General features: G+C 55.4%; 13 protein-coding genes and 4 tRNA genes. 6 read left to right on the plus strand and 11 right to left on the minus strand.

What is annotated here, in order from left to right:
• Positions 1 to 18: 18 nt before the first annotated feature.
• On the plus strand, positions 19 to 2,628 hold the full coding sequence (gene acnD, locus ELY25_RS14355) for a Fe/S-dependent 2-methylisocitrate dehydratase AcnD (RefSeq protein ID WP_126951955.1): 2,610 nt from the start codon (positions 19 to 21) through the stop codon (positions 2,626 to 2,628).
• 27 nt (positions 2,629 to 2,655) lie between these two features.
• Entirely contained in the window at positions 2,656 to 3,882 is a 1,227-nt protein-coding gene (gene prpF / locus ELY25_RS14360; protein WP_126951956.1) for a 2-methylaconitate cis-trans isomerase PrpF, read from the plus strand.
• Between the two features lie 118 nt (positions 3,883 to 4,000).
• Here the strand turns inward: prpF and ELY25_RS14365 are convergent, their stop codons facing one another.
• A complete protein-coding gene (locus ELY25_RS14365; protein WP_126951957.1) occupies positions 4,001 to 4,285 on the minus strand; it encodes a ComEA family DNA-binding protein in 285 nt (94 codons plus the stop codon).
• A gap of 216 nt (positions 4,286 to 4,501) precedes the next feature.
• Between ELY25_RS14365 and pyrF the strand changes: the two genes are divergently transcribed.
• A complete protein-coding gene (pyrF, locus tag ELY25_RS14370; protein WP_126951958.1) occupies positions 4,502 to 5,194 on the plus strand; it encodes an orotidine-5'-phosphate decarboxylase in 693 nt (230 codons plus the stop codon).
• A gap of 5 nt (positions 5,195 to 5,199) precedes the next feature.
• Here pyrF and lapB read toward each other — a convergent pair whose 3' ends face one another.
• From lapB to ELY25_RS14385, 3 genes are all read right to left on the minus strand, one after another.
• Complete coding sequence (gene lapB, locus ELY25_RS14375) at positions 5,200 to 6,399, minus strand: lipopolysaccharide assembly protein LapB (RefSeq protein ID WP_126951959.1); 1,200 nt, start codon at positions 6,397 to 6,399, stop codon at positions 5,200 to 5,202.
• Positions 6,400 to 6,705: a lipopolysaccharide assembly protein LapA domain-containing protein gene (locus ELY25_RS14380; protein WP_126951960.1), complete on the minus strand. Its 306-nt coding sequence runs from the start codon at positions 6,703 to 6,705 to the stop codon at positions 6,400 to 6,402.
• Between the two features lie 111 nt (positions 6,706 to 6,816).
• Entirely contained in the window at positions 6,817 to 7,113 is a 297-nt protein-coding gene (locus ELY25_RS14385) for an integration host factor subunit beta (RefSeq protein ID WP_106376073.1), read from the minus strand.
• 204 nt (positions 7,114 to 7,317) lie between these two features.
• On the opposite strand from ELY25_RS14385, the gene ELY25_RS14390 reads away from it, so the two are divergent.
• Together ELY25_RS14390 and ELY25_RS14395 are read left to right on the plus strand one after the other, a co-directional pair.
• Positions 7,318 to 7,611, plus strand: coding sequence for an FAD assembly factor SdhE (locus tag ELY25_RS14390; RefSeq protein ID WP_126951961.1), 294 nt, complete (start codon positions 7,318 to 7,320; stop codon positions 7,609 to 7,611).
• Positions 7,571 to 7,969: a hypothetical protein gene (locus ELY25_RS14395; RefSeq protein WP_236995745.1), complete on the plus strand. Its 399-nt coding sequence runs from the start codon at positions 7,571 to 7,573 to the stop codon at positions 7,967 to 7,969. Before ELY25_RS14390 ends, ELY25_RS14395 begins: the two co-directional genes overlap by 41 nt.
• Here the strand turns inward: ELY25_RS14395 and nadB are convergent.
• The 7 genes from nadB to uvrY all read right to left on the minus strand — a co-directional run bounded on the left by nadB (position 7,946) and on the right by uvrY (position 13,261).
• On the minus strand, positions 7,946 to 9,544 hold the full coding sequence (nadB, locus tag ELY25_RS14400) for an L-aspartate oxidase (RefSeq protein ID WP_126951962.1): 1,599 nt from the start codon (positions 9,542 to 9,544) through the stop codon (positions 7,946 to 7,948). The two genes, ELY25_RS14395 and nadB, sit on opposite strands and share 24 nt — an antisense overlap.
• 123 nt (positions 9,545 to 9,667) lie before the next feature.
• Positions 9,668 to 9,754 (minus strand) — tRNA-Leu (locus ELY25_RS14405).
• A gap of 36 nt (positions 9,755 to 9,790) precedes the next feature.
• A tRNA-Cys gene (locus ELY25_RS14410) sits at positions 9,791 to 9,864 on the minus strand.
• A gap of 86 nt (positions 9,865 to 9,950) precedes the next feature.
• Positions 9,951 to 10,025 (minus strand) — tRNA-Gly (locus ELY25_RS14415).
• A gap of 83 nt (positions 10,026 to 10,108) precedes the next feature.
• Positions 10,109 to 10,657 (minus strand): CDP-diacylglycerol--glycerol-3-phosphate 3-phosphatidyltransferase, encoded by a 549-nt coding sequence (pgsA, locus tag ELY25_RS14420; protein ID WP_126951963.1) that lies wholly within the window; start codon positions 10,655 to 10,657, stop codon positions 10,109 to 10,111.
• Positions 10,658 to 10,753: 96 nt separating this feature from the next.
• Complete coding sequence (uvrC, locus tag ELY25_RS14425) at positions 10,754 to 12,568, minus strand: excinuclease ABC subunit UvrC (protein ID WP_126951964.1); 1,815 nt, start codon at positions 12,566 to 12,568, stop codon at positions 10,754 to 10,756.
• A gap of 42 nt (positions 12,569 to 12,610) precedes the next feature.
• The gene (uvrY, locus tag ELY25_RS14430; RefSeq protein WP_126951965.1) at positions 12,611 to 13,261 is read right to left on the minus strand and encodes a UvrY/SirA/GacA family response regulator transcription factor; all 651 of its coding nucleotides are present in this window, start codon (positions 13,259 to 13,261) and stop codon (positions 12,611 to 12,613) included.
• 174 nt (positions 13,262 to 13,435) lie between these two features.
• On the opposite strand from uvrY, the gene ELY25_RS14435 reads away from it, so the two are divergent.
• Positions 13,436 to 13,511 (plus strand) — tRNA-Ala (locus tag ELY25_RS14435).
• Positions 13,512 to 13,549: the final 38 nt, after the last annotated feature.

Genomic DNA, 13,549 nt, shown 5'->3' on the forward strand with positions numbered 1-13,549 from the left:
ACATAGAAGGCATCCGCTATGAATACCCACTACCGTAAACCACTGCCTGGCACCGAGCTTGAATTCTTTGATGCTCGCGAGGCAGTGGAAGATATAACGCCTGGTGCTTATGCACGGCTACCTTATACCTCGCGTGTCCTGGCTGAACAGCTGGTACGCCGCTGCGATCCTGAGCTGCTCACCGCTGCCTTAACGCAGCTCATTGAACGCAGGAGTGACCTGGATTTTCCTTGGTACCCGGCGCGGGTCGTGTGCCACGACATCTTGGGTCAGACCGCACTGGTGGATCTGGCCGGGCTGCGTGATGCGATTGCCGAAAAGGGCGGCGACCCTGCAAAGGTCAACCCTGTGGTGCCTACCCAGCTGATTGTTGATCATTCGCTTGCCGTGGAGCACCCCGGTTTTGAAGAGGGGGCCTTTGAGAAAAACCGTGCCATTGAAGATCGTCGCAATGATGACCGCTTTCACTTTATCAACTGGACCAAGACGGCGTTTGAGAATGTCGATGTAATTCCGCCCGGCAACGGCATCATGCACCAGATCAATCTGGAAAAGATGTCGCCGGTGGTGCAAAACCGTGACGGCATTGCCTACCCGGATACCTGTGTGGGCACCGATAGCCACACGCCGATGGTGGATGCCCTAGGTGTGCTCTCGGTGGGGGTGGGCGGCCTTGAGGCGGAAAGCGTGATGCTGGGTCGCGCTTCCATGATGCGCTTGCCGGATATCGTTGGGGTCGAGCTGACTGGCAAGCTACAGCCGGGCATTACCGGCACGGATATGGTGCTGGCCATTACCGAGTTTCTGCGCAAAGAGCGCGTCGTAGGCGCCTACCTGGAATTTTACGGCGAAGGGGCTGATGCGCTGACGATCGGCGATCGGGCTACCATTTCCAACATGACGCCCGAATACGGCGCCACGGCGGCGATGTTCTATATCGACGGCCAAACCATCGATTACCTGAAACTCACCGGACGTGAGGATGATCAGGTGGCGCTGGTCGAAACCTACGCCAAGCATACCGGCCTTTGGGCGGATAGCTTGACCGAGGTGGACTACGAGCGTGTACTGACCTTTGATCTCTCGTCGGTGACTCGCACTCTTGCCGGGCCTTCCAATCCCCATGCGCATCTGCCGACATCGGAGCTTGTCGCTCGCGGTATCGCGGTGGGGCTTGATGCGGCGCGCGAGGAGGAGCTTTCCGGCAGAATTCCCGACGGCGCGGTGATTATTGCTGCCATTACCAGCTGCACCAACACATCCAATCCACGCAATATGGTGGCCGCCGGGTTGATTGCTCGCAACGCCAACCGCTTGGGGCTTATCCGCAAGCCTTGGGTGAAGTCGTCGCTGGCGCCAGGTTCCAAAACCGTCAAGATGTATCTGGAAGAAGCTGGGCTTATGAGCGAGCTTGAAAACCTCGGTTTTGGTGTGGTGGCTTACGCCTGCACGACTTGCAACGGCATGTCGGGAGCACTGGACCCGAAAATCGAGCAGGAGATTACCCAGCGCGACCTTTACGCCACCGCCGTGCTTTCGGGTAACCGCAACTTTGATGGGCGAATCCACCCCAATGCCCAGCAGGCCTTTCTGGCCTCGCCGCCGCTGGTGGTCGCCTACGCCATTGCCGGCACGATTCGTTTTGATATCGAAAAGGACGTGCTGGGTGTCGATCAGGCGGGTAACCCGGTCACCCTGAAGGATATTTGGCCCGCCGATGAGGAGATTGACGCCATCGTGAAAACCGCGGTGAAGCCCGAGCAGTTCCGCCAGACTTACATTCCCATGTTCGACCTGGACAAGAGCGCGGGTACCCAGGTAAGCCCGCTGTACGACTGGCGGCCTCAGAGCACCTATATCCGCCGCCCACCGTATTGGGAGGGCACGATGGCCAAGGAGCGCACGCTCAAGGGCATGCGGCCGCTGGCCATTCTGCCGGACAATATCACTACCGACCATCTATCACCTTCCAACGCTATTCAGCGCAGCAGCGCCGCGGGCGAGTATCTTGCCAAGATGGGCCTGCCGGAAGAGGACTTCAACTCCTATGCGACGCACCGTGGCGATCACCTCACCGCGCAGCGCGCTACGTTTGCCAACCCGAAGCTGTTCAATGAAATGGTCCGCGACGCTAACGGGGTAGTGAAGCAGGGGTCGCTGGCCCGGGTAGAGCCCGAGGGCGAGGTGATGCGCATGTGGGAAGCCATCGAAACCTATATGGCACGCAAGCAGCCACTGATCATTATCGCAGGCGCCGATTACGGCCAGGGTTCATCCCGGGATTGGGCGGCCAAAGGCGTGGCATTGGCTGGAGTGGAAGCGATTGCTGCTGAAGGCTTTGAACGTATCCACCGAACTAACTTGATAGGTATGGGCGTGATGCCGCTGGAGTTTGAGCCGGGCACTACGCGCATGACGCTCGCCTTGGATGGAACCGAAACCTTTGACGTGGAAGGTGCCGTTTCGCCAGGTGCGATGCTCACTCTGATAATTCACCGCCGAAATGGTGACAACGAGCGCGTGGTGATGAAGTGCCGCCTGGATACCGCCGAAGAAGTCTCCATTTATACGGCTGGTGGTGTGTTGCAGCGCTTCGCTCAGGATTTTCTCGAATCATCGGCAGCCTAGATCACGCGGCCTATTGGAGTAAACCGAATGACCCACTCAGCGCAAGCTAACCGCGCGCCGCAAATAAAAATCCCGGCGACCTATATGCGCGGCGGTACCAGTAAGGGCGTGTTTTTTAAGCTCAGCGATTTACCTGACGCTGCCCAGCAGCCGGGCGCTGAGCGAGATCAACTTCTGTTGCGCGTAATCGGTAGTCCTGACCCTTACGAAAAGCAGATTGATGGTATGGGGGGCGCGACCTCAAGCACCAGCAAGGCGGTGATTCTATCGAAAAGCGCGTCAGCGGAGCATGACGTGGACTATCTGTTTGGCCAGGTCGCCATCGACAAGCCCTATGTGGACTGGAGTGGCAACTGTGGCAACCTCTCTGCCGCAGTGGGCCCCTTTGCAATTGCCAATGGTCTCGTTGACTCGGCACGTATCCCGGAAAATGGTGTGGTCGAGGTACGCATCTGGCAGATGAATATTCAGAAAACCATTGTCTCCCAAGTGCCTATCGTCAATGGGCTCGTGCAGGAAACCGGAGATTTTGAGCTTGATGGTGTCACCTTTCCCGCCGCCGAGATTCCGGTTGCCTTTATGGACCCAGCCGACGGCGAAGGCGCGATTTTCCCGACCGGGAATCTTATTGACGAGCTTGATGTGCCGGGAGTGGGCAGGCTCAAGGCTACTCTGATCAATGCAGGTATTCCCACGGTGTTCGTTAATGCCGCTGATATAGGTTACACCGGTACTGAGCTTCAGGATGCCATCAATAGCGACATCAAGGCGCTTGCCATGTTTGAAGCCATTCGCGCTCACGGCGCTTTGCGGATGGGGCTGGTCAGCCATATTGATGAGGCTGCCAGCCGTCAACATACGCCCAAAGTGGCTTTTGTAGCACCCCCGGCTGATTACACGGCGTCTAGTGGTCGTGAGGTGCGTGGATCGGATATTGATCTACTGGTGCGCGCGCTCTCCATGGGCAAGTTGCATCATGCCATGATGGGAACCGCCGCGGTGGCCATTGCGGCAGCTGCGGCCATTGAAGGGACGCTTGTCAATCTGGCAGCGAGTGGTGAAAAGCCTGGTGATGAAAAATACGGTGGTGAGAAGCGTAGCGCGGTCACGTTTGGGCATCCTTCCGGCAGCCTGCGGGTGGGCGCGGAAGCCAATCTGGTGGAAGGGCGTTGGCATATTGAAAAGGCGATAATGAGTCGCAGCGCTCGGGTACTGATGGAAGGCGCCGTGCGCATTCCCGGTGACAGCTTTTAGCTACGTCATGCGATAGCCAGGCGTTAATTAAGCTAAGGGAAAATTGATCAAGGCTTACAGGTGAATGATTGCCCGGTACGCGGTATACGGCGTACCGGGCAATACTTAAGGCTTGCGCTTAATCTTCAAGCACTACCTGGTCACGCATGCGGTCAACGGTGGCGGCACCAATGCCGCTGACCCGCGTTAAATCATCAATGCTTTCAAACTCGCCGTTGGTGTCCCGCTCTTCGATAATGGCCGCCGCCCGGCTTGGGCCAATCCCCGGCAGCTCTGCCAGGAGTTCTTCGCCGGCGGTATTGATATTGATGGGCGCTACTTCCTGTGCCAGTACGCTACTTGAGAGACCTAGGCTAAGGCTTAGTAACAGGGCGGCAAATAGGCTTTTCAGTGTCATATTCATCAGGTGAACTGTTCCTTCTTGTAGATCAAAGATAAGTAGCGCTGCCGAATTATTCTTAACGGTGCGCTCAGTTAACTTAACGTGTTCGCCTGAGTGTTGTTGTCAGTGATATATGACACAGTTTGTAAGCGTTTCGCTACCAATGCGTGGCAAATCGCTTACAAGTAAGCCGAGCGAGACTGTTATAATGCGCTTAAATGAGTATGGAGTAGTGTTGTGTCTGAATCCCCGCTGATTATTGCGCTTGATTACCCGTCCCTTGACGCGGCCCTTTGCATGGCTGACCAGCTCGATCCCGCACGATGCCGCTTGAAAGTCGGCAAGGAGCTTTATACCCGCAGCGGTCCGGCCGTGTTGGAAGCCTTACACGGACGGGGGTTTGAAGTGTTTCTGGATCTTAAATTTCACGATATCCCAAATACGGTGGCGGGTGCCGTGCAAGCGGCCGCTGAGCAGGGGGTATGGATGGTAAACGTGCACGCGAGCGGTGGCCGCAAGATGATGGAAGCGGCCGCCGAACGCCTGGAGAAAAACGGGTTGGCCACCCATCTTATTGCGGTAACCGTTTTGACCAGCCTACAAGACAGCGATCTGCAGGAAGTAGGCTTAAGCGATAATCTTGCAGGGCAGGTGGAACGCCTGGCGCGACTAACTCAGCAAAGTGGCTTGCAGGGCGTTGTTTGTTCGGCCCAAGAGGCCGCTCACCTTAAAACCGTGTGCGGCGATCGGTTTTTAAAGGTAACGCCGGGTATTCGCCCAAGCTTTGCCGCCGTGAACGATCAGCAGCGTATCATGACACCCAATGAAGCTATGCAGGCAGGCAGCACGCACCTGGTGATTGGACGTCCGGTTACCCAGGCAGTAGACCCCATGGAAGCACTCGCTGCCATAGAAGCTGAGCTCGCATAAGCGGATTACTCCCCTTCGACACCCGTAATGGGTTTGATGGTGCCCCAGCGCCGGCAGCTGGGGCACTGCCATGCCAGCGCATCACTGGAAAACCCGCAGCGCCTGCAACGGTGTCGTGGGCGGTCTTTTAACAGGGCTTGCGTGTGGTACTTGAGCAGTAATAAGCGCGTATCAGGTGATGTTCTACCGCTTAACCGCTGGCTTTCAACATACAGGTCTAGCAGGTAGTCCAATCCCCCGAGGCTTGGGGCTTCACGCAACCACTCGCCCGTTCGCTCAATCGCTGCATCAACGCCATCGCGTTGATGCACGAGCTCTCCCAGCATAACGATAACGCTTGTGTAGGGCGCCTGATTCAATAACCGATATAGATGTTTTTCAAGACCTGCAATGTCATCGTTGCGAACATACGCGCGCTTCAGGGCGGGCAGCATGGTGGGAATGTGAGCGGGGTCCTGCGTTGGAATATGGTCAAGTCGCTCAATGGCGCGATCATAATGGCCGTTGTCCATCTCAAGCTCTGCCAGTAGTAGCGTTGCACGAATGCAGCGCTCATCCAGCTGTAGCGCTTTTTTAAGATGCTTTCTGGCCAGGGCGCGGCTAGACTGCTGTATCTCTTCTTGTGCCAGCTCACACAGCCAATGGGAAGCGGGGCGGCGCATGCCAGGATGCTGTTTGAGAAGCGGTTGAATGACATCAAAGGCGTTCTGCCACTCTTTTTCGCGCTCAAGAATATCCACCAACAGCTGTTTAGCCGCGTAGCGATACTCTTCACCCGATGACTGTTCCAGCAGTGAATGCAAGAGGCGTTGGGCACGGTCATGAACGCCCAGCGCCATGAAATCACGCGCGAGCTCCAGCTGAACGTTCTGATTGGTGCTGCGCGATAGTGCCGGGCGGGCTAGCAGGTTCTGATGAATGCTGACCGCCTTGTCAGCTTCACCACGCGTGCGGAAAAGCTTGCCCAGGGCAATGTGTGTATCCACCGTATCGCTATTGACATCAAGGGCGTTAATAAAGGTATTGATTGCTTCATCGGGCTGCTCGTTGAGCAGGTAATTCAGCCCTATGAAATACTCTTTGGATAGAGAAGAGGAAGAGGCTGTTGGCGCTTGCCGGGATCGTCGGGTGGCATGACGAATACCCAATCCAAAACCAATGGCAATGGCCGCCAACAGTAATCCTAGCAGCATGGCATCATGCATTTAGGCTAGTTCCTTGAACTCCTGGGTACGTAACTGGTCAAGCTCTTTGCGCTGCTGCTTATTGTGACGCTCGCTGCGTGCAAGGCGTGCCTTTAACCGTGCATACACACCCAGCATGGCCAGCATACCGAGTATCACGCCAAAGGTTAGCGTGGCAAGAAGCCAGACAGAGAACGAGACGGCGGGCAGCTCGACCCAAATCAGATTCAAGGCAATCGCTTGCTGGTTGTTGACGGCAAACAGAATACCTATAAGTAGAACAACCAGTAAAACAACGGCTAGAATCAGCCCTTTGATCCAACGCATGAGAGTTTCCTAATCAGTTACGGTCGCAGAGTGGTCCTATTGTGTATGAGTCTTGGCACGACGTCATCCCACAGGCACCGATTACCGTGTTAAGGCAATTCAGGCGCCGCGCTAGTAACCCAGCGCGCGGCTGGCGTCCACCTGTTCGCGTAGCTCCTTGCCCGGCTTGAAGTGGGGTACATACTTGCCATCCAGCTCGACCGGATCACCCGTTTTCGGGTTGCGGCCAGTACGGGGTTCACGAAAGTGAAGCGAGAAGCTGCCAAAGCCACGTATTTCAACGCGCCCGCCGCTGGAAAGCGCTTCGGTCATATCGTCCAGGATAATACGCACCGCCGTTTCCACTTCCTTGGCGGATAGCTCCGGTTGACGCATCGCGATTTGTTCGATTAATTCTGATTTTGTCATCGGTTGGCTCCCTGCAAACTGTGAAGGTCGTAGCTGGCTACTGATCTCGATAACTCGATTCAGCATACTGTGCAAAACGATATTAAACAATGCAGATAAAACAAGGTACTAGACTGAATAACAGCATAGGCGAAGCTTGACGCTGGCGCGACCCTTTAGCTTAGGTATACTGGCGCTTCATTTTCATTATCAAAGAGGCTGTCCTTGAGCGACGACACATCCCCAGCAGCCATACTGCGTAAACGTCTTTACTGGCACTCGCGGCGCGGTATGTGGGAGCTGGATCTACTGTTGATCCCGTTCCTGGAAAAACGGTTTGAGACCCTGGATGAAGAAGATCGGCTTGCTTATGAGCGGCTTATCAAGGAAGAGGATCAGGATCTATTTATCTGGCTGATGCACCGTGAGTGGCCTGATGACCCGGCACTGCGGCGCATTGTCAAAATGATCGTTGAGCATGCAGAAAACACCGATAATTCTGCCTATCGCACCCTCTAAATATGCAAGCCTGCTTCAGGCAGGCTTGGCGCTCGGGCTTTGCTTGCTAAGTTTTTACGTATTGGGGAGCTGGGTGGGTAGTGGCATGAGCATTGTAGCGGCCCTGCTGCTTTGGCGTAGCGTATACGTCCAGCCTAAAGGCGTGCTTTACCTGACAAATGCTGACAGCGCCATGATTGGCCGCTGGCGGTTGCCCTATGGTGAGCTAGGGGATGAGCAGCTGGTCCGCTGTGATTATCTGGGGCCTTGGCTGGTGGGTCTATGGGTGGGCCCGCAGCGGCTATGGCTATGGCCCGACAGTTTACCCCGTGACAGCCACCGCTTGCTGCGCCGTTTATGTCACCGGGCCGGGCATTAAGTCGGCAAGCATCAGGCAAGAGGCCGTAGTGTGAGGTTGATGTGAAGGCCAGTCAGTTGAGTAGTGCAGGCCGCGCGACTCATGTCGCTTCATGGCGGCCGCCACGGTTAACTGCGCCAACCTGAGGGTTTGGTGAAGCTGTATCCCTTCAAGCTGGTTCTGGCTGTCTTCAAGGCTTTCTAAGTGTGCATATAACTGAGTTAGCTGCTGTTGAGCAGCAGTTAGCCCGGCGTTGCTGCGTACAATGGAAACATGCTGACTCATTACGCCGCGCAGGCGATTGCGTAGCTCGGCAAAAATGGCTTGGCGATCAGCCGTTAATGGGCTGATAGAGCGCTGGGTTAACGAAAACGCCGGTTCTGACCACGCCTGTGTTATTTGCTCACGCAGCGCGCCTGCACAGCTGCGTGCATATACCAAGCACTCCAACAGCGAGTTGCTCGCCATTCGGTTGGCGCCATGCAAGCCGGTACAGGCAACTTCACCAATCGCATAAAGGCCCGGTACGCGAGTAGCTCCTCGCTCATCTGTGGCCACACCGCCGCAGCTGTAGTGCGCGGCCGGTACCACGGGGATTGGCTGCTGTGTGATATCAATCCCCCGGGAGAGGCAGTGGGCATAAATCGTTGGGAAGTGATGATGAATGGCGCGCTCACCTAGATGGCGAATATCCAGCCATACATGGCCCTGGTGGCCCTGCTGTATCTGAGAGTCAATAGCCCGGGCAACCACATCGCGGGGCGCAAGCTCAGCACGAGGGTCGAGTGCGGGCATAAACCGTTCGCCCGCCTCATCAAGCAGGTAACCGCCTTCGCCGCGTACTGCTTCGCTGATTAAAAAGGCCGGCCCGTCAGGGTCATACAGACTGGTGGGATGAAACTGCTGAAACTCCAGGTTCATTAATTGAGCGCCCAGCTCGGCGGCCATCATCATGCCTTCACCGCTGCTGGGGGAGGGGGTCGTGGTGTGTCGATAAAGGCCGCTGGCCCCACCGGTTGCCAATACGGTGTTAAGTGCTGGCAGCGTCTGCCGCTGATGTTGTTCGTTAACCCCATAGGCGCCTCGACAGCGCCCTTCGTCGTCTTGCAATAATTCGAGGATGGTAAGGTCGCTGCGTTGGCTAATATTGGGATGCAAGGCCACTTTGCGCATCAGCGTATCCACCACCGCGCGTCCTGTCGCATCGTCGGCATGAATAATACGCCGCGCGTTATGCCCACCTTCACGAGTAAGGTGGTAGGGGTAGCGCGCATCGATAGCAGTATCCGTTGTGAAAGGGACTCCGTTGTCGATCAGCCATTGAATAGCGGCGGGGCCGTGGTTCACGGTAAAGCGAACGGACTGTTCATCACATAGGCCATCACCCGCCACCAGGGTATCCTGAACGTGTGCTTCTAGGCTGTCATCCGGGGAGAGGGCGGCGGCAATGCCACCCTGAGCCCATTTGCTAGCGCCCTTGTCATCTTGAAGGGGGCGTACCAGTGTCACTGAGAGATGATCGGCTGCTTCAAGAGCAAGCGTCAGACCTGCGACACCGCCGCCAATAACTAAAATATCGGTTGTTGGCGTGCTCATGTGGCGCGCTCCTTCTTCTTGTTATCTGACAATTAGTGCTTGGTGATATACAGACGCAAAAAATCCGCGGCGATCTAAGTGATCTCGCAGATAATAAAAAAGAATAAGAGGTAATCTAAACAATGGTGCCCGGAGCCGGACTTGAACCGGCACGGAGTTACCTCCGAGAGATTTTAAGTCTCTTGCGTCTACCAATTTCGCCATCCGGGCAGTGCAGCTTGGAAGAACGTTGCACACTACATAAAATGGAGGCTGGAGTCGGAATCGAACCGGCGTACACGGAGTTGCAGTCCGCTGCATAACCACTCTGCCATCCAGCCTTAAGAGTCATTGGAACGGGGAAGGAGATTCGACCGGGCTGGCGTTCCAGCTCTCGACCCTACCTGCTTTACCACACAATCCAAGTTGGAGCGGGAAAAGAGATTCGAACTCTCGACCCTCGCCTTGGCAAGGCGATGCTCTACCACTGAGCTATTCCCGCTCGACTCGAGGGCGAATTATACGCATCGTTTCGAGGTTGTCAATCAACAATGTCGTAAACATCACGCCCGATTAATCAATTGCTTACATTGAGCGGCTTAGGTGCGGCCAGGCCGCCTTCAAATATTGAATCATTGACCAGAGCGTCAAGGCCGCCGCTGCGTAAAGCACCACAACGCCAAGCAGCGCAATTTCATGAGTCGGTGGCAAGGCTAAGAGGATAAGCAGGGCGATCATCTGAAGCGTGGTTTTAAGCTTGCCTATCCAGGATACCGCGACCAAGCCACGCTTGCCCATTTCGGCCATCCATTCACGCAGGGCGGAAATCACGATTTCGCGACCTATAATGACCAGGGCAGGCAAGGTTAATACTAACGTATCGTAACGCTCAATGAGCAGCGCCAGCGCAACCGCCACCATAAGTTTGTCAGCCACTGGGTCCAGAAAGGCGCCAAAAGGAGTTGACTGATTCCAGCGGCGGGCCAGGTAACCATCCAGCCAGTCGGTCACTGAAGCTAGAGCAAAAAGGGCAGCGGCAAGCGGCAAGCTCCAGTTATACGGCAGGTAAAACAGCACGACAAGCAGAGGAATAAAGGCAACTCTTGCCAGCGTAAGTAGGTTGGGTATATTCATCGCGAGCGGCGATCCTTACCGGAGAGTCATAAGATTCGAAATGTAGTGGGGTTATTCTATCCCCCTTGGCGAGCAGCATCCATGCCCAAAGCGGGTTTATCCGTTAAGGGCCAGATAAATACTCTCTGCAAGCGCGGCATTGATGCCAGGCACCCGTTCCAGTTCCGCGCGGCTTGCCTTTTGTACCCCCTGCAGGCCGCCAAAAAAGCGTAAGAGTTCACGGCGCCGTTTAGGACCGATGCCGGGGATTTCCTGCAGAGTGGAAGTCCGTCTGGCTTTATCACGCTGCGCCCGATGGCCGGCAATGGCAAAGCGGTGTGATTCGTCTCGAATGTGCTGGATCAGGTGCAGAGCAGGGGAGGCCGGGTCTAACGGCAGCGGGTTGTTGGAAGTTTCCAGAAACAGCGTTTCAAGGCCTGCCTTGCGCGTTGTGCCTTTGGCGACGCCCAGCAGCAGAATGTCGGTAATCGCCAGTTCATTAAGCACCTCGCGAGCCATGTTGAGCTGGCCCTTGCCACCGTCGACAATCAGAATATCGGGCGCAATCGCCTCACCGCTCTTGACGCGTTTTAGTCTTCGCGTAAGCGCTTGCTGCATGGCCGCGTAATCATCACCCGCAGCCACCCCTTCAATGCGAAAATGCCGATAGTCGCTTTTTCGAGGGCCCTGATGGTCAAACACAACGCAGGAAGCGACCGTGGCCTCGCCGTGGCTGTGGCTAATGTCAAAACACTCTAGCCGCTCGGGTATCGTCTCAAGGCCCAGCGCTTTTTGAAGCGCTACAAAGCGTTGGTTAAGCTGGGTATGATTGGCTAGCTGCGAAGCCAACTGCTGCTCGGCATTGGTCATGGCAAGCTGCTGCCATTGGGCGCGATGGCCCCGCACCTGACTGGTAACCCGGATACGCTTGCCCGCCTGTTCAGTCAGAGCGTCGGCAATCAGCTCGCTGTCATCCAGCGTGTGGCTGGTGATCACTTCGCTTGGGATGTTATGCGGCTGGCCAAAATAGTATTGGCTGACGACTTCTGTCAGCAGGGCTTCCGGCGTCAAATCCAGGCCGTTTTTAGGGGCGTGGTGTCGGGCACCCAGCATGCGACCATCGCGAACGCTTAATATCGAAACGCCCATCGCGCCGGGGCGTTGGGCCAGGGCGAAAATATCCGCATCGCCACTGTCATTATCCACAAACTGACGCTGCTGGAGTTGACGCAACTGCTGTATCTGGTCGCGAAGGCGGGCGGCTTCTTCAAAATCCAGGTTCTGGCTTGCCGCTTCCATCGCCTCAGTGAGCGCTTGGGTAACATGCTCGCTCTTGCCTTCCAGGCACATTACCGCGTGCTCTACGTCGAGCCGGTAATCTTCCTCGGTAATATAGTCCACACAAGGAGCGCTGCAGCGCTGAATCTGGTGTTGCAAGCAAGGCCTTGAGCGGTGAGCAAACACGCTATCTTCGCAGTTGCGGATACGAAAGATTTTCTGCATGAGCGAGAGGCTTTCGCGCACGGCACCACTGCTTGGATAAGGCCCCAGGTAGCGGCCATCATCGCGGCGTTGCCTGGCGCGCTTGTACTCAAGCTTGGGATAGGGATGTCGGTCGGTCACGAAGACAAACGGATAAGACTTGTCGTCTCGTAAAAGGATATTGTAAGGCGGACGCAGCTTCTTGATAAGCGTCTGCTCAAGCAACAGCGCCTCGGTTTCGCTGCGGGTTACCGTGATCTGGATATCCGCAATCCGCGCTACCATGGCCTGTGTCTTGGTATTCAACTGGCCGCGGAAATAGCTGGCAAGGCGCGCTTTCAAGCGTTTTGCTTTGCCCACATAAAGAGTGTTGCTATGTTCATCAAGCATCCGGTAAACGCCGGGGGAGGTGCTTACCGTGCTTAAAAACTGCTTTGCATTAAATGTCATTGCACCGTATCAAGCACCAAGGAGTGGCTAAGGATGTTAGGTTCAACCCTGACTGCCGTCAAAGCCTTCCACCAGACCGTGACGCAATGCCAGGTGAGTAAGTTCGACATCGGTCGCTACCTGAAGTTTATCAAATAGCCGATAACGATAGGTGTTAACAGTTTTAGGGCTCAAATGCAGGCGGTCAGAAATATCCTGAACGCGTTGGCAGTTGACGATCATCAGGGCAATTTGCAGTTCACGATGGGAAAGATGGCTAAACGGGTTGTCTTCATTGGTGAAATGAGCCAGGGCCAGGCGCTGAGCGATTTCCTGGCTAACATAACGCCTACCGTGGAAAACCTGGCGAATGGCTTCGGTCATTTCAGCTGCATTGGCACCTTTACTCAAAAAGCCTGAGGCACCCGCTTCTAGCATGCGTCGCAGCACGCTATCTTCCATGTGTGCAGTTAAAATCAGTACTTTAATGTCTACCATGGTGCGGTGAATGCGACGGGTGGCTTCCAGCCCGCCAATGCCCGGCATTCGAATGTCCATCAGCACAATATCAGGCTTTAAATGACGGCACTGGGTGACAGCGCTTTCGCCGTCGTCGACCTCGCCGATGATTTTTATATCACTCTCTTCGTTTAGCAGGTGAGCAATGCTGGTTCTCACCAGGTGGTGATCATCGGCGATTAGAACGTTGATCAATGGACTGGCTCCTGCATGAAAACATAGTGGGCTCAGGTGATTGCCGTTGGCGCTAACCTATAGAGTGCCACAACTGACAATAAAGGAGAATTAGTAAACACTTATTTGGATAGGACATTGACCGCAGGTCAAATTCATAATAGTATGCGCCTCGCTGTCGGCAAAGACAGTCAAGGGGCCTTAGCTCAGCTGGGAGAGCGCAACACTGGCAGTGTTGAGGTCAGCGGTTCGATCCCGCTAGGCTCCACCAAGTTTAAATGAAAAAGCCTCGCTACAAGTAGCGAGGCT

Source organism: Vreelandella populi, assembly GCF_003989825.1.
Classification (GTDB): Bacteria; Pseudomonadota; Gammaproteobacteria; order Pseudomonadales; family Halomonadaceae; genus Vreelandella; species Vreelandella populi.